This is a genomic window from Rhizobium mulingense, assembly GCF_029194105.1.
Taxonomy (GTDB): domain Bacteria; phylum Pseudomonadota; class Alphaproteobacteria; order Rhizobiales; family Rhizobiaceae; genus Rhizobium; species Rhizobium mulingense.
Map to the genome: position 1 here is coordinate 62,802 of NZ_JARFVE010000009.1, position 24,161 is coordinate 86,962.

The window sequence follows — 24,161 nt, forward strand, 5'->3', positions numbered from 1 at the left end:
CTCTGTCTCGGTCTTTCAAGTGCTGGTGACATAGAGACGCCAGCCGCCGATGTAAAGGCCCGCGGCAGGCGTTCAAAGATTACGACGACGGTCAGAACAGGCCGGGTGTGCCGGTCTGGACGGCCTGGTTAGCCTGCGGCGAGGTCTTCAGGATCTCCTCCGGCGCCATGGTGCTGTCCATGCCGATGACGGAGAAGCTGTCGGCCGGGCCGGTGCCGGGCTTGAAGGCCTCGATGATGGTGTTCGGATCGCCGTCAACGGCGGCCATACCGGTCTTGCGGTCGATCGGGATCAGGTTCATGCCCGGCGGAATGACGAACTTCGATTCCGGCGTGTCCTTGACGGCGGCCTGCATGAATTCGTTGAAGATCGGCGCGGAGAGACCGCCGCCGGTGCCGCCGCGGCCGAGCGGGCCCGGCGTATCGAAGCCCATATATAAGCCGGCGACCAGATCCGGCGTGAAGCCGACGAACCAGGCATCTTTCTCGTCGTTAGTGGTGCCGGTCTTGCCGGCGACGTCGCGGCCGCCGAGATCGATCTTGCCGGCGGCGGTGCCGCGCTGAATGACGCCCTGCATCATCGAGGTGATCTGATAGGCGGTCATCGGGTCGAGAACGGTTTCGCGGTTGTCGACGACATTCGGCTCTTCCTGGTTCTGCCAGTCGCCGGCATTGCAGCCCTCGCACAGACGCTCCTCATGCTTGAAGATCGTCTTGCCGTAGCGGTCCTGGATTCGATCAATCAATGTCGGCTTGATCTGCTTGCCGCCATTGGCGATGACCGAATAGGCTGAGACCATGCGCAGCACCGTCGTGTCGCCGGCGCCGAGCGACATGGAGAGAACCGGCAGCATGTGATCGTAGATGCCGAAGCGCTCGGCATATTCGGCGACGATGTTCATGCCGAGATCGTTGGCGAGGCGCACCGTCATCAGGTTGCGCGAATGCTCGATGCCCGAACGCAGCGTCGACGGACCACCGGATTCGCCGCCGTAGTTTTCCGGCCTCCAGACCTGGCCGCCCGAGACGATTTCGATCGGCGCGTCCATGATGACGGATGCCGGCGTATAACCATTGTCCATCGCCGCCGCATAGACGAAGGGCTTGAAGGAGGAGCCCGGCTGACGCATCGCCTGGGTGGCGCGGTTGAATTCGGACTGGGCATACGAGAATCCGCCGACCATGGCGAGCACCCGGCCGGTCTTCGGATCCATGGCGACCAGGCCACCCTGCACCTTCGGCGGCTGGCGCAGGCGATAGGAGGTCGACGCCTCGTCACCGAGCTTCTCGACATAGACGACGTCGCCCGGGTTCAAGACGCCGGCCGGCGTTTTTGCGGTCTTGCGGGAGCCGTCCGCCGAACGGTAGGCCCATTGCATGTTCTTGGCGTCTATCGTGCCGCGCTGCCGGTCAGCCGCGACCTTGCCGCTGCCGTCCTTGGGCGGCTGCAGGCCGATGTCGACATTGCTATCCGATACGGCGAGCACGACGGCGAGGCGCCATTCCGGCACGTCGGACAGAGCGGGAACATCGGCAAGCGCCTTGCCCCAGTCACCGCTTGCATCGATCTGTTTGATGGGCCCATGGAACCCGCGGCGCTCGTCATAGGTCACGAGGCCATCCTGCAGGGCCTTGCGGGCAGCGAGCTGCATCTGCGGATCGAGCGAGGTGCGCACCGAAAGGCCGCCCTCGTAGAGGACCTTCTCGCCATATTGATCGATCAACTGACGGCGCACGGCTTCGGCAAAATAATCGGACGCGAAGAGCGAGGGACCAGTGCTGCGGGCGGTAACGCCGAGCGGCTGCTTCTTGGCGTCCGCGCCGTCGCTCTGGCTGACATAGCCGTTCTCGACCATGCGGTCGATTACCCAGTTGCGGCGCTCGAGGGCAGCTTCGGGATGGCGGAAAGGATGATAGTTGGCCGGACCTTTCGGCAGCGATGCCAGATAGGCGGCTTCGGCAACTGTCAGTTCGGTAACGGATTTGTTGAAATAGGTGAGTGCCGCGCCGGCGATACCATAGGAATTCAGGCCGAAAAAAATCTCGTTAAGGTAGAGCTCGAGAATCTTGTCCTTGCTGTAGGCCTGCTCGATGCGGAAGGAGAGAATTGCTTCCTTGATCTTGCGGTCGATCGTCTGGTCCGAGCTCAAAAGAAAGTTCTTGGCCACCTGCTGGGTGATCGTGGACGCGCCGACCGGGCGGCGGCCGGAACCGAAATTCTGCAGATTGACGAGGATCGCCCGGCCGAGGCCGGTCAGGTCGACTCCCGGATGGTTGTAGAAATTCTTGTCTTCAGCCGACAGAAAAGCAGCCTTGACGCGGTCGGGGATGGCCTGGATCGGCAGGAAGAGACGCTTTTCCTTGGCATATTCAGCCATAAGAGCGCCGTTGCCGGCATGCACGCGCGTCGTCACCGGCGGCGCGTAGCTGTTCAGAACGGCATAGTCCGGGAGGTCCTTCGCGACATTGGCGAGATAGATGGCAATACCCGCCGCCGCGACCAGAAACAGGACGCAGGCCATTCCGAAGAAATATCCAAGAAGTCTAACCATATTTTCAGCTACCGGTCTCTTCGATCTTCAATCGGCACAGACGCAACGATTGCACAGATCAAGGCAATTTGCACGTTGCGCGCGGCTTACTCCATGAGCGCTACCGCTACAAGCCGATTCCGCGCTTCAGGCTGTGAAACATAGGCCGGAGTAACGGCGTGAATGTGAGCAAAATAGGGCCCTGCCCGCCGCATTCATCGCTGCGGCCGCGTTTCATCGGAACTGTCACATCCAAGCAACGCCCCTACCCGCCGCCGATCCGCAGCGCGCGGCTGCGAAATTGATTCAAGCGGGACACTCAACTTTTTGTTTTTATAGGTATCGACCTTAATCAACCGGCCGGCGCCCCGGGCCGCGCGCCTCTTCAGAGATGCAAGCGACACCGTAACACTTCTGCACGCTCAACCGCCATTCGCAACCACGCCGCTGCGATACCGCTTGACGGCGTCGGTCAGCAGATCGGCCATCTTGCCGCGCCAGCTCTCATCGAGCAGCAGTTTCTCATCCTCGGCATTCGAGAGAAATCCAAGCTCGAGCAGGATCGACGGCACGTCGGGGGCCTGCAGCACGCGGAAGCCGGCATGGCGGTGCGGATTGTTGATGGTACCGACCTGATCCTTGAAGGAATTCAGCACGCTCTCGGCCAGCGAGATCGAGAAGGCCTGCGTCTCGCGCCGCGTCAGGTCGAGCAGGATGTCGGCGACCTCGGGAGGCTCGGCGACCGTCTCCTTGCCGGCGATCTGGTCAGAAAGGTTCTCGCGTTCGGCAAGGTCGGCGGCGAGCTTGTCGGAGGCCTTGTCCGAGATCGTATAGACGGTCGCGCCGCGGATATCCTTCTGCTTCAGCGTGTCGGCATGCAGCGAGATAAACAGGCCGGCATGGTTCTGGCGGGCAATCAGCACGCGCTGGGAAAGCGACAGGAACTCATCGTCATTGCGCGTCAGGAAGGCTTTGATGCCCGGTTCCTTGTTCAGCCGGTCGGCCAGAGCCTTGGCGAAGGCGAGCGTCACCTGCTTTTCCTCGGTTTTGGTATCGACGCCGATCGCGCCGGTATCAATGCCGCCATGGCCGGCGTCCACAGCGATGACGAAATCCCCGGGGGCGGTCTTTGCAGGCGCGGGAATGGCGCTCGTCGCCTGGGTCGCGGCTTCCCGAGCGTTCCAGGGCCGGTCGCTCCATGATTGCGTCTTGACCAGTTCGGCAAAGGCCTGCTTGTCGATCATCTCGGCCTCGAGCACCAGCCGATGGCCCTTGCCGGCCTCGTCGGCTTGCACCTTGGCGAGGGAAAGCTTCGCCGGCTGTGCCGCTGTCAGCACGATGCGGGCGCTCTCCTCGTCCATCTTGCCGTAGCGGATGTCCCTGAAGAGGCCGCGGGCGGCCAGATCCTTGCCCGGAAAGCCGAAGGCGGTCGCCGGCAGGTCGATGACGATGCGCTCAGGATTGGCGATATAGTGAACGGAGAACCGCGGTTCGCGGTCGAAATCGATGACAATACGTGTTCTGGCGTCGTCGCCGATGATGCGCGCGCCATAGGCGAGCAGCGGATCCCTCGTCTCGGCCGAACCCGCCACATCAGGCAGAATACAACCGGCGACAAGCACCGCCGTCATCAGCCGCCTTACCACTGTCGATCGCCGCGTTGCGGACTGCGCCGCGATCCGAGCCCTCTTAAACAATAAACCGCCACATCCTATTTATAGCGCGATGGACTCGGCATGGCCGGCGGACGCCCGAGAGCGAAACGCCTTTGCCGCCTGCCGAATCGCAATCGCTGGCCCCCAGCTTCTATGTGTTCCGAAATCCATCAATATTATGGCACATTTGGCTTTTCCCTTGCTATTGTGACAGAGAAAACATACAACGCATTTTAGGGTAGAAGTGTTGACGGGATAGAGTCGCCGCAAGGGCTGCCAGCCAGATCTGGACCTGGCGCCACATCGGTCATCGTCCGCCGTCTCATGGGCTTCAACCCGAGAACTGGATCCTGATTTTCCGGCTTCTGGTCGGAACTTCATTGGTGGATCAGCCACCACGCTCTCAGGGAGCAACCTCATCGGACCCGAAAAGGGTCTTCGTATTTGTCGATCACGCTTGGTTGTTGATGGTTTCGCAGCAGGTTTTATCTGAAGTGTACAGGCCCCGGACCGAAATGGTTCCGGCTGCGGTCTGGCTGCTGCTCTCGTCTTCGCGCCAGGTGCGACTTTCATTATCCGGCGCGGCCACTTTGGACCGCATTCTTTCTGTTTCTACAGCAGTCGGGAATGCGCTCTCGCGGCCACGCCGAGGAGCACAGCTTACATGGCAGACAAAATGCTTATCGATGCGTCTCACGAGGAAGAGACGCGCGTCGTTGTCGTTCGCGGAAACCGCATAGAAGAATTTGACTTCGAGTCGCAGCACAAGAAGCAGATCCGCGGCAATATCTATCTCGCAAAGGTAACGAGGGTCGAGCCCTCGCTGCAGGCCGCCTTCGTCGATTACGGCGGCAACCGGCACGGCTTCCTGGCCTTCGCCGAAATCCACCCCGATTATTACCAGATACCGCTCGCCGACCGTCAGGCGCTGCTTCGCGCCGAGGCCGAGGAGCATCGCCGCGACGAAGACGTCGAGCATGTCGAAACCGCGCCGATGGTCGACCTTTCGACTCAGGACCAGCCGGATGTCGGCATCGTGCCGGCAGAGGCGCCGGAACCGGCTGCCGTAACGGAAGAGGCAACGGCAGAAGATGTAGCCGTAGCGGCAGAAGCCGCCGAGGAAGCGCCGGCCAAGAAGGCACGGCCGCGCCGCAGCCGCAAGAAGGTCACCGAAGCGGCTGCCGAAACGACCGCGACCGAGGACGCCGTTCCCACGGACGTCGAAGCCGAAGGTGCTGCGAGCATCGACAACGACGATGACGGCTCGACCGGCGGCGCAATGGCCGCCATGGTGGAAACCGACTCGATCTCCGAAGACGTCGACACCAGCAAGCGTCGTCACGATGACGACGATGACGATGACGATCACGGCGAAGAGGAAGTCATCGAATCCGTTGGCGCCGAAGACGCGATGGAAGAAGTGCCGGACCGCGTGCAGCGCAAGCCGCGCAAGCAGTACCGCATCCAGGAAGTCATCAAGCGCCGGCAGATCCTGCTGGTGCAGGTCGCCAAGGAAGAGCGCGGCAACAAGGGCGCGGCGCTGACCACCTATCTCTCGCTCGCCGGCCGCTATTCCGTGCTGATGCCGAATACGGCGCGCGGCGGCGGCATTTCCCGCAAGATCACCAATCCGGCCGACCGCAAGCGCTTGAAGGAAATCGCGCGCATGCTCGAAGTGCCGCAGGGCATGGGCGTCATCCTGCGCACGGCCGGCGCCAACCGCACCAAGGTCGAGGTCAAGCGCGACTTCGAATATCTGATGCGCCTGTGGGAGAACGTGCGCACGCTGACGCTCGCCTCCACCGCGCCCTGCCTCGTCTACGAGGAAGGCTCGCTGATCAAGCGTTCGATCCGCGACCTCTACAACAAGGATATCAGCGAGATCATCGTTGCCGGCGAAGATGGCTATCGTGAAGCCAAAGACTTCATGAAGATGCTGATGCCGAGCCATGCCAAGGTGGTCCAGCCCTATCGCGACATCCACCCGATCTTCTCGCGTTCGGGCATCGAAGCCCAGCTCGACCGCATGCTGCAGCCGCAGGTGACGCTGCGCTCTGGCGGCTATCTGATCATGAACCAGACGGAAGCGCTGGTTTCGATCGACGTCAACTCCGGCCGCTCGACGCGCGAACACTCGATCGAGGACACCGCGCTGCAGACGAACCTCGAAGCGGCGGAAGAAATCGCCCGTCAGCTTCGCCTGCGCGACCTCGCCGGCCTGATCGTCATCGACTTCATCGACATGGAAGAAAAGCGCAACAACCGCGCCGTCGAGAAGAAGCTGAAGGAATGCCTGAAGAACGACCGCGCACGCATTCAGGTCGGCCGGATCTCGCATTTCGGCCTGCTCGAAATGTCGCGCCAGCGCATCCGCGCCTCGGTGCTCGAATCGACCACCCAGGTCTGCTCGCATTGCGCCGGCACCGGCCACGTCCGTTCGCAGTCCTCCGTCGCGCTCCATGTTCTGCGCGGCATCGAGGAATATCTGCTCAAGAATACGACGCATAACATTACCGTGCGGACCACCCCCGACATCGCGCTCTACCTGCTCAACCACAAGCGCCAGACGATCGTCGATTACGAGAGCCGCTTCGGCGTGGCGATCGTCATCGATGCGGACGGCTCGGTCGGCGCGCAGCATTTCGCCATCGATCGCGGCGAGGCCGTGGAAAATCCGGTCAAGATCGAAACGCTGTTCAACTTCGCAGCCATTCCCGAGGATGACGACGAAGACATCGTCATCGAGGCGGATGAGGACGAAGACGAGGAACTTGAGGAAAAGCCGGCAGCGGCCGAACGCGCCGCCGCGGCGCGCTCGGAAGGTGACGGAGACGGCAACCGCAAGCGCAAGCGCCGCAGGCGCCGCCGCGGCCGCAACGGCAATGCCGAACAGCCCGTATCGGCCACGGGCGAAGCCGGCGATGAGGACGAGGACGGCGACGACGAAGGCGCCGAAGGCGATGAAACAACCGCAGTTGCGCCCGAGGCCCGTGCCGAGAGCGACGACTCGCAGCGCCGCAAGCGCCGTCGTCGCGGCAAGCGTGGTGGTCGCCGCAACCGCGCCGAAGACGGTTCCGAATTGGCGGCCGGTGATGCCGGCGAAGGCAGCGGCGGCGATGAGGACGAAGGCGACGATGTCTCGAATGACGTCGCTGCTGCCGAAGCTGCAGTCGTCGAGACGGCTGCCGAACAGCCCGGCGAAGACCAGGCCGCAGCGGCCGCCGTCGAGGGTGCGGCCGTCGTCACGGAGGAAGTGAAGCCCGCCCGTGGCCGCGGCCGTCGCAAGCCCGCCGCATCGCCGGTCGAGGAACCGGTAGTGGAAGCAGAATCAGAAGCAGCACCCGCCGCCGAAGCCGAGCTGGAGGTGGCCGAAGCCTCCGCCGACCTTCAAACGCCCGCCCAGGAAGAGGCAAAGCCGGTTCGCGCCAACCGCGAATCCAACATCGCCTCCTCCGAGCCGACGGTGAAATCCACCCGCAGCGAAAATAGCGAAAGCGACGATGGCAAGCCGAAGAAGGCCGGCTGGTGGCAGCGCCGTGGCTTCTTCTGAACGCTGATTTTTGGACGTAAATGAGAAAATCCGGCCGCGGCGACGCGGCCGGATTTTGTTTAAAGCGGTGCCTCACTAGCAAAGTTGAACCCACAGGGCTCGCAGATCTCGCTGGAATGGGCTGGGAGCGACCTGGACGAGATTGGTTGCGACCAGCCGACGATAGGTAGCGATCGTCCCAGGTGGTCGCCCTCCCCACTCGAGCCGAGCGACAGCGATGCGTCGACGGCTGCCCCTCACCCTAACCCTCTCCCTGTTCTCACAGGGAGAGGGGACGTGCCCCATGAGAGGTCGATGGGGGACGGAGAGCTCACGGCTTGTCCCCTTCGCCCCGCAAGTGGGGAGAAGGTGCCGGCAGGCGGACGAGGGGCTCCCGATAGAACCACCTCCGCCGCGCGATCAAGCCGCCGGCGGATAGAGAAGATCGACGATGTAGCTGGCGTCGAAGCGGGAATCGAGCATGCCGTAAGTGGAGCGCCAGCCGCCGGCAAGCCGCGTCTCGATGAAGGCATCGGCAATGCGCCCTGCCCCAAGCCGATAAAGTTCGGCAGCACCGGCGGCGAGCGCCAGCTGCTCGACGAGCAGGCGCGCCGCGCCCTCATCCTGTTCGCAGAGCGCGATGGCGGCACGCAGCACGTCGATCGTCTTCTTGCCAGCAGGACCGAGATCGCGAGCCAAGCCGGCAAAGACCGTCTCGAACAGGTCCTTGCCGCGGTTGAGCACGCGCAGAACGTCGAGCGCCATGACGTTGCCGGAGCCTTCCCAGATCGCATTGACGGGAGCCTCGCGATAGTGCCGGGCGATGGGACGTTCCTCGATGTAGCCATTCCCGCCGATGCATTCCATCGCTTCATAGATCAAGGCGGGCGCGATCTTGCAGCACCAGTATTTGGCGACCGGCGTCATGACGCGGGCATAGGCCGCTTCCTCGGCATTGCCGCGCGCCTTGTCGAAGGCATCGGCAAGACGGAAGGACAGCGCGGTGGCGGCGGCAACGTCGAGCGCCATGTCGGCAAGCACGCGCGTCATGATCGGCTGATTGACGAGCATCTTGCCAAAAACGCTGCGGCCGCGCGTGTGGTGCACGGCCTCGGCGAGCGAAGCGCGCATGATGCCCGACGAGGCCAGTGCGCAATCAAGACGGGTCAGCGTCACCATGTCGAGGATGGTACGGATGCCGGCATCGGAGGCGCCGAGCAGGAATCCGAACGTGTCTGAGAACTCCACCTCGCAAGAGGCATTGGAGCGATTGCCGACCTTGTCCTTCAGCCGCTGGAACTGCAGGCCGTTGGCCGAACCGTCCTCAAGAAGGCGCGGCACGAGGAAGCAGCCCATCCCCTCCTTGGTCTGCGCCAGCATAATGAAAGCATCGCTCATCGGCGCGGACATGAACCATTTGTGGCCGGAGAGCCGGTAGATGCCTTCGCTGACCTTTTCGGCGGCGCTTCGATTAGCCCTGACATCGGTGCCGCCCTGCTTTTCCGTCATGCCCATGCCGATAGTCACCGCGGACTTCTGCATGGCGGGGCGGTTGGACGAATCGTATTTGCGCGAGAGGATCTTCGGCGCCCAGTCCTTCTGCACTGCGGGCGAGGCCGAGAGCGCGGCAACGGAGGCGCTCGTCATCGTCAGCGGGCAGAGATGGCCGGATTCCAGCTGCGCCGTCAGATAGAAGCGCGCGGCGCGAACCTTGTGGGCCTCGTCCTTGGCGTCGGTATCGGCCTGCGGATCCCAGACGGAGGAATGCAGGCCGACCGACATGGAGCGGCGCATCAGCGCGTGCCAGGCCGGATGGAATTCGACGACGTCGAGGCGCTCGCCGCGCGGGCCGTGGGTGCGCAGCTGCGGGACGCCCTGATTGGCCATGCGCGCCAGTTCCTGCGCCTCCGGCGAGGTGACGTAGCGGCCCATGTTTTCCAGGTCCTCGCGGATGCCGCGCGGCAGCGCCGCCGTCAGATCGACGATCAACGGATCGGATCGATAGGCATTGATGCCGGACCACAGGCTCGGCTGGTTGAGTTCTGCGAGTTTGTCGTCAGTCCGGTTGGCGGAGGTCATTATTCGCTTCTAGTGCAAGAACCCGGCAAGGGAAACCGGAAGTTATGATTCGCTTCATCCTGCTCTATCGGAATTCGGGCGAAAATGCATGGGGACATAAGCCTTTGCCCACAGCGCATGCTTGCCCCGGCGGACAGCACTCTTTATAGACCCGCCAGAGACAGCAAGAGGCAGGGTCATGGTCTTTTTCCCCCACCGCCACCTCATCGGCATCAAGGGCCTCACCGAGCAGGATATCACCTATCTTCTCGACAAGGCCGACGAAGCCGTCAAGATCAGCCGCCAGCGAGAGAAGAAGACGTCGACGCTGCGCGGGCTGACGCAGATCAACCTCTTCTTCGAGGCGTCGACCCGCACGCAGGCCTCCTTCGAGCTTGCCGGCAAACGGCTCGGCGCCGACGTCATGAACATGTCGGTCGGCAACTCCTCGGTGAAGAAGGGCGAAACGCTGATCGACACGGCGATGACGCTGAATGCGATGCGCCCCGACGTTCTTGTCATCCGCCATTCGAGCGCCGGTGCGGCCGCCCTGCTCGCCCAGAAGGTCTCCTGCTCGGTCGTCAATGCCGGCGACGGCCAGCACGAACATCCGACCCAGGCGCTGCTCGACGCGCTGACGATCCGCCGCGCCAAGGGCAAGCTCTCGCGCATCATTGTGGCGATCTGCGGCGACGTGCTGCATTCGCGGGTGGCGCGCTCCAATATCCTGCTGCTCAATGCGATGGGGGCGCGAGTGCGCGTCGTTGCGCCTGCGACGCTCCTGCCCTCCGGCATTGCCGAGATGGGCGTCGAGGTGTTCCACTCGATGCAGGAAGGGCTGAAGGATGCCGACGTGGTGATGATGCTGCGGCTGCAGCGCGAGCGCATGTCGGGCGCCTTCGTGCCGTCGGTGCGCGAATATTATCACTTCTACGGGCTCGACGCCGAAACGCTGAAGGCGGCGAAGGAGGATGCGCTGGTTATGCATCCGGGGCCGATGAACCGCGGCGTCGAGATCGCCTCCGAGGTCGCAGACGGCCCGCAGAGCGTGATCGCCGAACAGGTGGAAATGGGGGTCGCGGTGCGCATGGCCGTCATGGAGACGCTGCTCGTCTCGCAGAACCAGGGTCCCCGAACCGACGGAATGAAGGCATGAGCAACCCGATCGTCCTCAAGAACGTCCGCATCGTCGACCCCTCGCGCAATCTCGACGAGGTCGGCACGATCATCGCGAAAAATGGCGTCATCATTGCCGCCGGCAGCGCTGCGCAGAACCAGGGCGCGCCGGACGGCGCCGTCGTGCGCGACTGCGCCGGTCTCGTGGCCACACCCGGCCTCGTCGACGCGCGCGTCCATATCGGCGAACCCGGCGGCGAACACCGCGAGACGATCGCCTCGGCAAGCCGGGCGGCGGCGGCCGGCGGCGTCACGTCGATCATCATGATGCCGGACACCGATCCCGTCATCGACGACATCGCACTCGTCGAATTCGTCAAGAAGACGGCCCGCGATACCGCCGCCGTCAGGGTCTTTCCGGCCGCTGCCATTACCAAGGGTCTTGCCGGCGAGGAGATGACCGAGATCGGCCTGTTGATGCAGGCGGGCGCCGTCGCCTTCACCGATGCCCATTCCAGCGTTCACGATACGCAGGTGCTGCGCCGGATCATGACCTATGCACGTGAATTCGGCGCCGTCGTCTGCTGTGAAACGCGCGACAAATATCTTGGCGCCAACGGCGTCATGCATGAAGGGCTTTTCGCCAGCTGGCTCGGGCTCTCCGGCATTCCGAGAGAAGCCGAGCTCATCCCGCTCGAACGCGATCTCAGGATCGCAGAACTGACACGGGGGCGTTATCACGCCGCGATGATCTCGGTGCCGCAATCGGTCGAGGCGATTGAGCTTGCCCGCAACCGCGGCGCCAAGGTGACCTCGGGCATCTCGATCAACAATCTGGCGCTCAACGAGAACGACATCGGCGAATACCGCACCTTCTTCAAGCTCTATCCGCCGCTGCGCCCGGAGGACGACCGGGTCGCCATGGTCGACGCGCTGGCGCGCGGCGCCATCGACATCATCGTCTCCTCGCACGACCCGCAGGACGTCGATACGAAGCGCCTGCCCTTCGGCGAGGCGGCGGACGGCGCAGTCGGCCTTGAAACCATGCTGGCGGCGGCCCTCAGGCTTCACCATAGCGGCCAGGTCAGCCTGATGCGTCTGATCGACGCCATGTCCACTCGCCCGGCTGAGATTTTCGGCCTGGATGCCGGCACGCTGAAGCCGGGTGCTGCCGCCGATATCACGCTGATCGATCTCGATGAGCCTTGGCTTGTCGCTAAAGACATGCTTCTCTCCCGCTCTAAGAACACGCCGTTCGAGGATGCGCGCTTCAGCGGGCGGGCGGTCGCGACATACGTCTCGGGAAAGCTTGTCCATGCACTTTAGGGACCGGCTGGACTGAGGACAGGCCATCGGAGGGCCGAGGGGGCATATGTTATCCAATCTCATGTCATGGCAGATCACGCTGCCGATCGCACTTGCCGCCGCCGTCATCGGCTATCTCCTCGGCTCCATTCCTTTCGGTCTGATCCTCACGCGCGCGGCCGGCCTCGGCGATGTGCGCAGCATCGGCTCCGGCAATATCGGCGCAACCAATGTGCTGAGAACCGGAAACCGGAAGCTCGCCGCGGCGACGCTGTTGCTCGATGCGCTGAAGGCATCGGCGGCAGCCTGGATCGTCGGCTATTTCCTTGGTGAACAGGCCGCGATCATCGCCGGCTTCTTCGCCTTCGTCGGCCATCTTTTCCCGGTCTGGATCGGCTTCAAGGGCGGCAAGGGCGTCGCCACCTATATCGGCACCCTTCTCGGCGTCGCACCGATCATGGTCGTGCTCTTCGCCGCCGTCTGGCTGGCGGTTGCCGTGACCACCCGCTACTCCTCGCTATCGGCGCTCGTCGCCATGCTCGTCATTCCGGTTGCCCTGTTGATCCTCGGCAATGAAAAGGTGGCGGCGGTCATGGCCCTCATGACTATCATCTCCTACTGGAAACATAGGGCCAATATCTCCCGGCTGATGGGCGGGACGGAAAGCAAGATCGGGGCGAAGGGATAATGGACGCGCCGAGCGCGGGATCAAAAGGCACGGTGCTGAGCGAAAGGCAGAGGATTGCCTGGCTGCGCCTGATCCGTTCCGACAATGTCGGCCCTGCGACCTTTCGCGACCTCATCAATCATTTCGGTTCGGCCGAGGTGGCACTCGCGGCGCTGCCGGAGCTTTCGGCGCGCGGCGGCGCAACGCGGGCAATCCGCATCGCCAGCGAGGCCGAGGCGCATCGGGAACTGGAGGCGGCGCATCGTTTCGGCGCCCGCTTTGTCGGCATCGGCGAGCCGGACTATCCGCAGGCGCTCAAACAGATCGACGGCGCGCCGCCGCTGCTTGCCGTCAAGGGCGCGCTTGCGGCCGCCAAGCGGCCGGCCGTCGGCATCGTCGGTTCGCGCAACGCCTCCATTGCCGGCGCTAAATTCGCGGCGATGGTGGCGCGCGACTGCGGCCGGGCGGGTTACACCGTGGTTTCCGGCCTGGCGCGCGGCATCGACACGGCAGCGCACCGGGCAAGCCTCGAGACCGGCACGATCGCGGCCCTTGCCGGCGGCCTCGACAAGCCCTACCCGCCGGAGAATCTCGGCCTCATCGAGGAGATCGCCGGCGGCAACGGCTTGGCGATCAGCGAAATGCCGTTCGGCTGGGAGCCCCGCGCCCGCGATTTTCCGCGCCGGAACCGGCTGATAGCCGGCATCGCGCTCGGTCTCGTGGTCGTCGAAGCGGCGACGCGCTCGGGCTCACTGATCACCGCACGCCTTGCCGGCGAGTTCGGCCGCCTGGTGTTTGCCGTGCCCGGCTCACCGCTCGATCCGCGCTGTCACGGCACCAACGGCCTGCTGAAGGACGGCGCTTCGATCGTTACCGAACCTGCCGATGTTATCGGGGCCCTGGCGCCGCTGGCGCAGCTCGAGCTGTTCCCCTCGTCGAGGGCGGAGGAGCCGGCAGGCGAGAGCAAGCCAATAACGATGCCGCCCGGCGATTCAGACCGGATGCGCATCATCGATGCGCTCGGACCGACGCCGGTCGAGATCGACGACGTCATCCGCCACACCGGCCTTCCGGCATCCGCCGTCTATCTCATTCTTCTGGAATTCGACATATCAGGCAGGCTGCATCGGCATCAGGGCGGCCTCGTTTCGCTTTCCGATTGAGCTTCGCGCGATATAAGAGAGCCGCCTCGGGAGTTGCAGGAGCCGCGTGTCGAATTCAACAGGCGCGCCATCTGAAATTGTATTCAACGCACGATCTTCCCTCGCTTGCACCGTACGCAAGAAGTAAAATTGTAGCAAACCCCTTGACCACAGCGATTTCCCTGTCCATGTCGGAGGGCCAGTATCCAAGTTGCGTTGCGTGTTGCGCTGGCTTCCACGCCGGCGCGGAGTCTTTTTTAGAGAATCATCATGAATGTTGTAGTGGTGGAATCGCCTGCCAAGGCCAAGACGATCAACAAGTATCTGGGTTCGGGATACAAAGTGCTCGCCTCCTTCGGCCATGTGCGCGATCTGCCTGCCAAGGATGGCTCGGTCCTCCCCGATCAGGATTTCGAAATGCTCTGGGAGGTCGATGGGGCCTCGGCCAAGCGGATGAAGGACATTGCCGACGCAGTGAAATCCTCCGACGGTCTGTTTCTGGCGACCGACCCGGATCGCGAAGGCGAAGCGATTTCCTGGCACGTGCTCGACATGCTGAACAAGAAGCGGGTGCTGAACGGCAAGTCGGTCAAGCGCGTCGTCTTCAACGCGATCACCAAGAAGGCGGTGCTCGACGCGATGGCCGACCCGCGCGACATCGACGTGCCCCTGGTCGACGCCTATCTGGCGCGCCGCGCGCTCGACTATCTCGTTGGCTTCAATCTTTCGCCTGTCCTATGGCGCAAGCTGCCCGGCGCGCGTTCGGCCGGACGCGTCCAGTCGGTGGCGCTTCGTCTGGTCTGCGACCGTGAATCCGAGATCGAGCGCTTCATTTCGGAAGAATATTGGAATCTCTCCGCACTTCTGAAGACGCCGCGCGGCGACGAGTTCGAGGCAAGGCTGGTTTCGGCGAACGGCAAACGGCTGCCGCCGCGCGCCATCAGCAACGGCGAAGATGCCGGCCGCCTGAAGGCATTGCTCGAAGGCGCGAGCTATATCGTCGACACGGTCGAGGCGAAGCCGGTCAAGCGCAACCCGGGACCGCCGTTTACGACCTCGACACTGCAGCAGGCCGCCTCCTCCAATCTCGGCTTCTCCGCCTCGCGCACCATGCAGATCGCCCAGAAGCTCTATGAAGGCGTCGATATCGGCGGCGAGACGGCCGGTCTCATCACCTATATGCGAACCGACGGCGTGCAGATGGCGCCCGAGGCGATCGACGCTGCGCGGCGCGCCATCCTCGACCAGTTCGGCGAACGCTATCTGCCTGAGAAGGCGCGCTTCTATTCGACCAAGGCGAAAAACGCCCAGGAGGCGCACGAGGCGATCCGTCCGACCGATTTCTACCGCTCGCCCGATCGTCTGCGCAAATTCCTCGACGCCGATCAGATCCGGCTCTACGAGCTGATCTGGAAGCGCGGCATCGCCAGCCAGATGGCATCCGCCGAGATCGAGCGCACGACGGCTGAAATCACCGCCGACAACAAGGGTGAGAAGGCCGGCCTGCGCGCCGTCGGCTCGGTCATCCGCTTCGACGGCTTCATCGCCGCCTATACCGACCAGAAGGAGGACGGGGAGCAGAGCGACGACGGCGACGAGGATGGCCGTCTGCCGGAGATCAATGCGCGCGAGACGCTCACCAAGCAGAAGATCAATTCGACGCAGCATTTCACGGAACCGCCGCCGCGTTATTCGGAAGCCTCGCTGATCAAGAAGATGGAAGAGCTCGGCATCGGTCGGCCCTCCACCTATGCGGCGACGCTGGCGACGCTGCGCGACCGCGACTATGTGACGATCGACAAGCGCAAGCTGATCCCGCAGGCCAAGGGCCGGCTGGTGACCGCCTTCCTCGAGAGCTTCTTCACCAAATATGTCGAATACGACTTCACCGCCGACCTCGAGGAAAAGCTCGACCGGATTTCGGCCGGCGAGTTGAACTGGAAGCAGGTGCTGCGCGATTTCTGGAAGGATTTCTTCGCGCAGATCGAGGACACCAAGGAATTGCGCGTCACCAACGTGCTCGATTCGCTGAACGAGGCGCTGGCGCCTCTGGTCTTCCCGAAGCGCGAGGATGGCAGCGACCCCAGGATCTGCCAGGTTTGCGGCACAGGCAACCTGTCGCTGAAGCTTGGCAAATACGGCGCCTTCGTCGGCTGCTCGAACTATCCGGAATGCAACTATACCCGCCAACTCTCCTCCGAAAACGGCGGAGAAGCGGAAGGGGCCGCCCTCAACGAGCCTAAGAACCTCGGCACCGATCCGACGACCGGCGAAGAACTGACGCTGCGTTCGGGCCGCTTCGGCCCCTATATCCAGCGCGGCGACGGCAAGGAGGCCAAACGCGCTTCGCTACCGAAAGGCTGGAAGCCCGAGGATATCGATTATGAAAAGGCGATGGCGCTGATTTCGCTGCCGCGCGATATCGGCAAACATCCCGAAACCGGCAAGATGATTTCATCAGGCATCGGCCGTTACGGGCCATTCCTCCTGCATGATGGTTCCTACGCCAATCTGGAAACCGTCGAGGACGTGTTCTCGGTCGGCCTCAACCGCGCCGTGACCGTCATCGCCGAAAAGGCGAACAAGGCGCCAGGCCGAGGTGCCCGTGGCACGCCGGCGGCGCTGAAGACGCTCGGTGATCATCCAGACGGCGGCGCCATCACCGTTCGTGACGGCAAATACGGCCCCTATGTCAACTGGGGCAAGGTCAACGCGACCCTGCCGAAGGGCAAGGATCCGCAGGCTATCACCGTCGAGGAAGCGCTGGCGCTGATCACTGAAAAGGCCGGCAAGGCCCCCGCCGTAAAGCCGGCAAGGGCAAAAGCCAAGCCGAAGGCAACTGCGGCCGAAGCCAAGACCACCAAGACGGCCGCCAAGCCGAAGGCAACGAAGGCGAAAGCGCCGGCGAAATCGAAAAAGGGCTGAAGTGAGCAGGACACCGCGCGAAAGAACGAACCTCGCGGGCAAACGCCCGGGCAAGATCGGCCGCGCCGGCAAGGATGCTCCCGCCGTCGAGCCGCTGAACATCGTCCACGGCGCGCTGCCCTCGCGCGAGGTAATCCTGCGCTTCATCGCCGATCATCCGCAGAAGGCCTCGAAGCGTGAACTCGCCAAGGCTTTCGGGCTGAAGGGCGACAGCCGCGTCGAGCTCAAGCATCTGCTGCAGGAGCTCGAACAGGAGGGCATGCTGCAGAAGAGCCGCAAGTCGCTCATCCGTCCCGGCGCCCTTCCGCCCGTCACCGTTCTCGATATCACCACGCGCGACAAGGACGGCGATCTCATCGGCCGGCCGGCGGAATGGCCGGAGGAGCAGGGTGTCGCCCCTGCCGTCGCTATCCGCCAGCAATCGCCGGCAGGCCGCCAGGGCAAGGGCAAGGCGCCCGTCGCCGGCCTCGGCGACCGTATCCTGGCAAAGATCTTCCCGGCCGTCGATCGCGGCGGGCCGGCCTATACGGCGCGCATCATCAAGGTGATCGACAGGCGCCGCGGCGCCTCGATGGGGGTTTTCCGCACCGCGCCCGGCGGCGGCGGGCGGCTGCTGCCGATCGAGCGGCGCGGCGAGGAGATGGTGATCGATCCCGATTTCACCGGCGGTGCCGCGGATGGCGACCTGGTCGAGGTCGAAATCGCCCGGCTCGGCCGCTTCGGCCTGCCGCGCGCAAAGGTTCTGTCCGTCGTCGGCTCCGTCGGCTCGGAAAAGGCGATCTCGATGATCGCCATCCATGCCCATGGCATCCCGCATGTCTTTCCCCCCGCCGTCATGGCCGAGGCGGAAGCGGCAAAACCGGCGACGATGTCGCATCGTGAGGACTGGCGCGACGTGCCGCTGATCACCATCGATCCGGCCGACGCCAAGGATCATGACGACGCCGTCTATGCCGAGCGCGACCCCTCCCCCGACAATCCCGGCGGCGTCATCGTCACCGTCGCGATCGCCGACGTCTCCTGGTATGTCAGGCCCAATTCGCCGCTCGACCGCGAGGCGCTGAAGCGCGGCAACTCGGTCTATTTCCCGGATCGGGTCGTGCCTATGCTGCCGGAGCGAATCTCCAACGATCTCTGCTCGCTGAAGGAAGGCGTCGACCGCCCGGCGCTTGCGGTGCGCATGAGCTTCTCCGGCGAAGGCCGCAAGATCGGCCATACATTTCATCGCATCATGATGAAGAGCGCCGCCAAGCTTTCCTACCAGCAGGCGCAAGCGGCGATTGACGGCAAGCCCGATGACAAGACCGGACCGATGCTCGAGCCGATCCTGAAGCCGCTCTGGCACGCCTATGAGGTGATGAAACGCGGACGCGACCGGCGTCAGCCGCTGGAACTCGACATGCCGGAGCGCAAGATCCTGCTGAAGCCCGACGGCACGGTCGATCGTGTCTTCGTGCCGCCGCGGCTCGACGCGCACAAGCTGATCGAGGAGATGATGATCCAGGCGAACGTCGCCGCCGCCGAGACGCTGGAAAAGAAGCGCCAGGCCCTGGTCTACCGCATCCATGACGGCCCGACGCTGGCCAAGCAGGAAGTCCTGCGCGAGTTCCTGGCGACCCTCGGCATCTCGCTCGCCAAAGGCGGCAACGTGCGCGCCAATAGCTTCAACGGCATTCTGGCAAAGGCCGAGGGCACGGCGCACCAGACCATGGTCAACGAGATGGTGCTGCGCTCGCAGAGCCAGGCGATCTACAGCCCTGAGAATATCGGACATTTCGGCCTCAACCTGATGAAGTACGCCCACTTCACCTCACCGATTCGCCGCTACGCCGATCTCATCGTGCATCGCGCTCTCGTCGGCTCGCTCGGCTTCGGCGAGGGCGGCATCACGCCGGACGAAGAAGCCGCTCTCGACGATATCGCCGCCGAAATTTCGACCTTCGAGCGCCGGGCGATGGCGGCCGAGCGCGAGACCATCGACCGGCTGATCGCCCATCACTTGAGCACCCGGGTCGGCGAGGAATTTGCCGGCCGTGTCTCGGGGGTGACGAAATCCGGGCTTTTCATCGTTCTGCCGGACTATGGCGCCGATGGTTTCGTCCCCATATCGACGCTCGGCAGCGACTATTTCATCTATGACGAGGCGCATCAAGCGCTCTCGGGTGAACGCACGGGGCTCGGCTATCGGCTCGGCGACAGCGTTACCGTGAAGCTTGCCGAGGCGATCCCGCTTGCCGGCGCGTTGCGTTTCGAAATGCTGAGCGAGGGGCGCGAGATGCCGACCGCGGTGCGCTCCTTCCACAAGGCCGGCCGCCGCGACAGAGGCGAGGTCCGCAAAAAGCCCGGCACGAGGCCGCCGCGCGGACGGCGTTAATGCATCTCCAGCATCGAGCCTGATTCGGGAGCCCTACGCTTTCGGGCTGAAAAGGAACATGCGATGGGCACACAGACCGATCCGACGGTCCGCTACGGGGGCACGCCCGAGAACGAACGTCCGCTCCGGCGCTCGATTCTGCGCGGGCTGATGAACCGCTGTCCGGCCTGCGGCGAAGGCAAGCTCTTTCGCGCTTTCCTGAAACCGGTCGATCACTGCGCTGCCTGCGGCGAGGCGATGCATCATCATCGCGCCGACGATCTGCCGCCCTATATCGTCATCCTCGTCCTCGGCCATGTCCTCGTCGGTGGTTACATGTTGACCGACATGGCTTTCGTTCTGCCGGTTTGGGTTCATCTCGCCATCTGGGCGCCGATCACCATCGTCACCGCGCTTGCCTCGATCCAGCCGATCAAAGGCGGCGTCATCGGCCTGCAATGGGCGCTGCGCATGCACGGTTTCGGTGGGGAGAGCGATGGCCCCGATGATTACGACCTTTCCCGGCGGCCGGATTGAATACCTTCACCTTCCAGACATATTTAACGTGTAGTGGCTGCCCTCCACCGACCACTACCGACACGCGGGCGTCGTCGATCCTCAACGACTTGACATGGTAAGCTTTTCTTGTCTGAACAGGCTTTACATTCTGCAGGCGGTCACTCACATCGGAAATACTGCGAAACGCTGCTCGTCACCAGGATTTGGCACGTCCGTGTCTTTCTATGCGAAGCGACCGGCCGATTCGCTCGCGAAGCTTTCTAAGGATGGATAAATGTCTCAGCCGAGAAACGGCACACCGGGCGACGTCGAAGAAATCCATTGGCCTTCTCTGGTGGCAGCCATCTCGTCCATATCAGCCGTCGGCATCGCAATCGGTCTCGGACTTCCGCTGCTCAGCATCATCCTCGAAAAACGCGGCATCTCATCGACCCTGATCGGGCTCAATACCGCGATGGCAGGCATCGCGGCGATGGCCGCCGCGCCTGTTACCACCAAGCTCGCCCATACATACGGTGTTGCACCGACAATGCTGTGGGCTGTGCTGATTTCGGCGCTCAGTGCGCTCGGTTTCTATTATGCCCAGGATTTCTGGATGTGGTTTCCGCTGCGTTTCGCCTTCCACGGCGCAACGACGACGCTGTTCATCCTCTCCGAATTCTGGATCAATGCCGCCTCGCCACCGTCCAAGCGCGGCTTCGTTCTCGGCATTTATGCGACCGTGCTTTCGCTGGGCTTTGCTGCCGGGCCGCTGCTGTTTTCGTTACTCGGCAGCGATGGCATCTTCCCCTTCCTGGTCGGCGCTGGCGCCATCCTGCTTGCCGCCATTCCGATCTACATCGCCCGCTACGAGAGCCCGATCCTGGAAGAAAAGCCGGAGCTGCATTTCATGCGCTACGTTTTCCTGGTTCCGACGGCGACCGCGGCGGTTTTCATCTTCGGCGCCGTGGAAGCCGGCGGGCTGTCGCTTTTCCCGATCTTTGCCGTGCGCGCCCATTTTACCGAATCGCAGGCCGCACTTCTGCTGACCATGATGGGCGTCGGCAACGTCATCTTTCAGATCCCGCTCGGCCTGCTTTCCGACCGCATCCCCGACAAGCGGCCGCTTCTCGCCGGCATGGCGCTGATGGGCTTCACCGGCTCGATGATGCTGCCGTTGCTGGTCGACAACTGGCTGCTGATGGCCGGACTCCTGCTTTTCTGGGGCGGCTGTGTCTCCGGCCTCTATACGGTCGGCCTCAGCCATCTCGGCTCGCGTCTGACCGGTTCCGATCTAGCGGCGGCCAATGCCGCCTTCGTCTTCTGTTATGCGATGGGAACCGTGGCCGGGCCGCAGGCGATCGGCGCAGCGATCGATGTCGCCGGAAATAACGGTTTCGCCTGGGCGATTGCCGCCTTCTTCGGCTTTTACGCCATGCTTTCCGGCATCAGATTGATGTTCATTCGAAAACGGACTTGACTTTTCGGGCGGGATTCGTAGTTTCGCGCCAGAATTTGCCGTGGAGCCCGATCCGGCTTCCACGGCTTTCATTTTCTTAAAGGCAGGACGACCATGGCCAAGGCTACAACAATCAAGATCAAGCTGCTGTCGACAGCCGACACCGGTTTCTTCTACGTCACGACGAAGAACAGCCGTACGATGACGGACAAGATGACGAAGACGAAGTATGACCCGATTGCTAAGAAGCATGTCGAGTTCAAGGAAACCAAGATCAAGTAATCACTTGGCCTAACGGATTTCAAAAAGCGCGCGCTCTCGGGTTGCGCGTTTTTTATTGTCCGGAACGATTGCGTTTGAGAGATGATAGCGCAAACAAGAAACGCCGCCCTTCCATTTTCGGGAAGTGACGGCGTTTTCCTGAAAGGGGGTCGGCCAGCATGCAAAACGGCACGAGGAACCGTTATGACTTGCCTACCAGCCGACCGACCCCACGACCCAGGAGATGCGGCGGACCTGAGCATCATGGGGTATCGGACAGCTCCTCCATGGGAGCGCTTCTGTTATGAAGCCGATAATTTGCGCAGAAATGAAAGAAAATCAACAAATTCTTAATGATGAATTTTCTCAGCTTGATTCTATGGTTAAAAGTCCAGTTTTGGCACACACAAAGATTTGACTCCTCTGCTTGCCTCAGAAGCCTAGTGCCGAACGCCTAGAAGATATTCGACAATATAACTTAATAACTTAAGCCGCCCTTCCCCTTACGTGAGGTGACGCCGCCGCACTCTATTTGACGCTCTTGTCAGCAGACATTCTTTTATAGTCCCCATTTCATTCCGAGCGCCGCCCGGCATTCCGGAAACTGTCGCACGCCGCAGTTATCCACAGCAACGCCTGGAGTCCATTTTTGGGCCATTGAGTTGCAAATTTTTAGGGCCGCGTCGCGTGGGCGAAGCTTACAAATCGGTAATAATTCGCTTACGGCAGTGGAAAACCCGCAAATGGCCGTAAAGCGTGCGGGTGATTCGTCAGGCAGCCGCGGCAACCACACGATTGCGGCCGGTATTCTTGGCCTCGTAAAGAGCAAGATCGGCCTGCTTCATCAGCTGGTCCGGAGTCAGCACCGAGCCCATCCGCGAGGCGATGCCGAAGGAAGCGGTGACTTTCAGCGCTTCTCCGGAGTGCTTCAGCATGAAAGGGGCACTCTCGACCGCAGCGCGCAAGCGCTCGGCGACAACGGCAGCCACTTCCGGCGATGTGTCCGGCATGGCGACAACGAACTCTTCCCCGCCGTAGCGGCAGGCGAGATCGGCGCCGCGAATGGTCGAACGGACGCGGTTTGCGAATTCGCGCAGGACTTCGTCGCCGCCGTCATGGCCATAAGTGTCGTTCACCTGCTTGAAACGGTCGATATCGGTGATCAGCACCGAAAGCGGACGGCCCCGCGCCATCGAGCGATTGAAGAGCACGCTCAGGTGATTGTCGAGATAGCGCCTGTTGTAAAGGCCGGTCAGGGGGTCGGTCACGGCAAGCTCGATCGTCTGCTTGACGCTGGCGCGCAAACGGTCGTTATAGCGCTTGCGACGGATCTGCGTCAGGCTGCGGGCGACCAGCTCGTTCGGATCGACCGGACGGATGATGTAATCGTTGACGCCGAGATCGAGGGCGCGCACGACCATCTCATCAGCCCCCTGCTCGGTGATGATCAGGATCGGCAGGAAGCGTGTGCGCTCCAGCGACCGCAGTTGCGAGCAGAGGCGAAGCGGATCGTAATCGTCGAAATTGGCGTTGACGATGACGAGGTCGAAGACGTTCTCGGCTGCTTCGAAAAGAGCTGCCTGCGGATCGGAGAGGGCGAGCACATCGGCGACGGGCTTCAGCGCCCTGACGATGCGTTCCTGCGAATTGGCGCGGCCATCGACCAGCAGCACCTGGCCGGCCTCGTCGGCGCGGCCCTCGCCTGTTCGCATCAGATCACCCATGCCCATCGTATGGGCGGTGTCGGCGCGGATGCGCAGCTCATCGCTCAACGTTTTCAGCCGCAGCAGGCTCTTTACCCGGGAGATCAGCTGCAGATCATTGACCGGTTTGGTGAGGAAATCGTCGGCGCCGGCCTTCAGGCCACGCACGCGGTCGGCCGGCTGGTCGAGCGCGGTGACCATGACAACGGGGATATGGGCGGTCTTCTTGCTGGCCTTCAGCCGCTCGCAGACCTCGAAACCATCGATGCCGGGCATCATGATGTCGAGCAGGATCAGATCGACCTGATTGCGCTCGCAGATTGCCAGCGCCTCGTGGCCGTCGGCGGCGGTCATCACGTCGAAATACTCCGCGAGCAGCCGCGCTTCGAGCAGCTTCACGTTGGCCGGAATATCGTCAACCACCAGTATTCGCGCAGTCATAAGCGTCTTTCCGATGCGTCAGGCATCGCCCAGATAGGTCTTGATCGTCTCGATGAATTTCGGAACCGAGATCGGCTTGGAAACATAGGCCTCGCAGCCGCCCTGGCGGATCCGCTCCTCGTCGCCCTTCATTGCGAAAGCCGTGACGGCGATGACGGGAATCACGTGCAGCTCATCGTCTTCTTTCAGCCATTTGGTGACTTCCAGGCCGGAGACCTCGGGAAGCTGGATATCCATGAGGATCAGGTCGGGGCGATGCTTGCGCGCCAGATCGAGCGCCTCCATGCCGTTTCGCGTCTGGATCGTAGTATAGCCGGACGCCTCGATGAGGTCGCGAAAGAGCTTCATGTTGAGCTCGTTATCTTCTACAATCATCACCTGTTTGGGCATGACAAGCTGTCCCTACGTCCGTTCGCGAAACGGTTCGTCCCATGATCAAGACACATGCGGATGAAGAGCTCCGTGAAACCGATAGCGCACGCTAACGGTATTTGGTTGAAGAAAAGGTAACTTACCCCT

15 protein-coding genes are annotated in these 24,161 nt (G+C 62.6%); 10 read left to right on the top strand and 5 right to left on the bottom strand.

Annotation, left to right across the window (positions count from 1 at the left end; translation table 11 throughout):
• Positions 1-91: 91 nt before the first annotated feature.
• Positions 92-2,551 (bottom strand): penicillin-binding protein 1A, encoded by a 2,460-nt coding sequence (locus PYR71_RS20975; RefSeq protein WP_275620701.1) that lies wholly within the window; start codon positions 2,549-2,551, stop codon positions 92-94.
• A gap of 401 nt (positions 2,552-2,952) precedes the next feature.
• Positions 2,953-4,227, bottom strand: coding sequence for an N-acetylmuramoyl-L-alanine amidase (locus PYR71_RS20980; protein ID WP_275620702.1), 1,275 nt, complete (start codon positions 4,225-4,227; stop codon positions 2,953-2,955).
• 622 nt (positions 4,228-4,849) lie between these two features.
• Here PYR71_RS20980 and PYR71_RS20985 point away from each other — a divergent pair.
• Positions 4,850-7,735, top strand: coding sequence for an Rne/Rng family ribonuclease (locus PYR71_RS20985; protein ID WP_275620703.1), 2,886 nt, complete (start codon positions 4,850-4,852; stop codon positions 7,733-7,735).
• 399 nt (positions 7,736-8,134) lie between these two features.
• Here the strand turns inward: PYR71_RS20985 and PYR71_RS20990 are convergent, their stop codons facing one another.
• Positions 8,135-9,793 (bottom strand): acyl-CoA dehydrogenase family protein, encoded by a 1,659-nt coding sequence (locus PYR71_RS20990; protein WP_183914784.1) that lies wholly within the window; start codon positions 9,791-9,793, stop codon positions 8,135-8,137.
• Positions 9,794-9,971: 178 nt separating this feature from the next.
• Between PYR71_RS20990 and PYR71_RS20995 the strand changes: the two genes are divergently transcribed.
• The 9 genes from PYR71_RS20995 to rpmG all read left to right on the top strand — a co-directional run bounded on the left by PYR71_RS20995 (position 9,972) and on the right by rpmG (position 21,519).
• On the top strand, positions 9,972-10,928 hold the full coding sequence (locus PYR71_RS20995; protein ID WP_010032928.1) for an aspartate carbamoyltransferase catalytic subunit: 957 nt from the start codon (positions 9,972-9,974) through the stop codon (positions 10,926-10,928).
• Complete coding sequence (locus PYR71_RS21000) at positions 10,925-12,214, top strand: dihydroorotase (RefSeq protein ID WP_275620704.1); 1,290 nt, start codon at positions 10,925-10,927, stop codon at positions 12,212-12,214. The genes PYR71_RS20995 and PYR71_RS21000 overlap by 4 nt, the downstream gene beginning before the upstream one ends.
• Before the next feature lie 46 nt (positions 12,215-12,260).
• Complete coding sequence (gene plsY, locus PYR71_RS21005; protein WP_275620705.1) at positions 12,261-12,881, top strand: glycerol-3-phosphate 1-O-acyltransferase PlsY; 621 nt, start codon at positions 12,261-12,263, stop codon at positions 12,879-12,881.
• Positions 12,881-14,023, top strand: coding sequence for a DNA-processing protein DprA (gene dprA, locus PYR71_RS21010; RefSeq protein ID WP_275620706.1), 1,143 nt, complete (start codon positions 12,881-12,883; stop codon positions 14,021-14,023). Before plsY ends, dprA begins: the two co-directional genes overlap by 1 nt.
• A 249-nt stretch (positions 14,024-14,272) precedes the next feature.
• Positions 14,273-16,927, top strand: coding sequence for a type I DNA topoisomerase (gene topA, locus PYR71_RS21015; RefSeq protein WP_275620707.1), 2,655 nt, complete (start codon positions 14,273-14,275; stop codon positions 16,925-16,927).
• A 1-nt stretch (position 16,928) separates the two neighbouring features.
• A complete protein-coding gene (rnr, locus tag PYR71_RS21020; RefSeq protein ID WP_275620708.1) occupies positions 16,929-19,301 on the top strand; it encodes a ribonuclease R in 2,373 nt (790 codons plus the stop codon).
• 63 nt (positions 19,302-19,364) lie between these two features.
• On the top strand, positions 19,365-19,817 hold the full coding sequence (locus PYR71_RS21025; protein WP_183914799.1) for a DUF983 domain-containing protein: 453 nt from the start codon (positions 19,365-19,367) through the stop codon (positions 19,815-19,817).
• 256 nt (positions 19,818-20,073) lie between these two features.
• Positions 20,074-21,258, top strand: coding sequence for an MFS transporter (locus PYR71_RS21030; protein WP_183914801.1), 1,185 nt, complete (start codon positions 20,074-20,076; stop codon positions 21,256-21,258).
• Between the two features lie 93 nt (positions 21,259-21,351).
• Positions 21,352-21,519: a 50S ribosomal protein L33 gene (gene rpmG / locus PYR71_RS21035; RefSeq protein WP_003587245.1), complete on the top strand. Its 168-nt coding sequence runs from the start codon at positions 21,352-21,354 to the stop codon at positions 21,517-21,519.
• Between the two features lie 749 nt (positions 21,520-22,268).
• Here rpmG and PYR71_RS21040 read toward each other — a convergent pair.
• Both PYR71_RS21040 and PYR71_RS21045 read right to left on the bottom strand, forming a co-directional pair.
• Positions 22,269-23,642, bottom strand: a complete 1,374-nt coding sequence (locus PYR71_RS21040) for a PleD family two-component system response regulator (RefSeq protein WP_275620709.1) — start codon at positions 23,640-23,642, stop codon at positions 22,269-22,271.
• Positions 23,643-23,660: 18 nt separating this feature from the next.
• Positions 23,661-24,032 carry a response regulator gene (locus PYR71_RS21045; RefSeq protein WP_003547430.1) on the bottom strand — a complete coding sequence of 124 codons (372 nt, stop codon included), beginning with the start codon at positions 24,030-24,032 and terminating at the stop codon, positions 23,661-23,663.
• Positions 24,033-24,161: the final 129 nt, after the last annotated feature.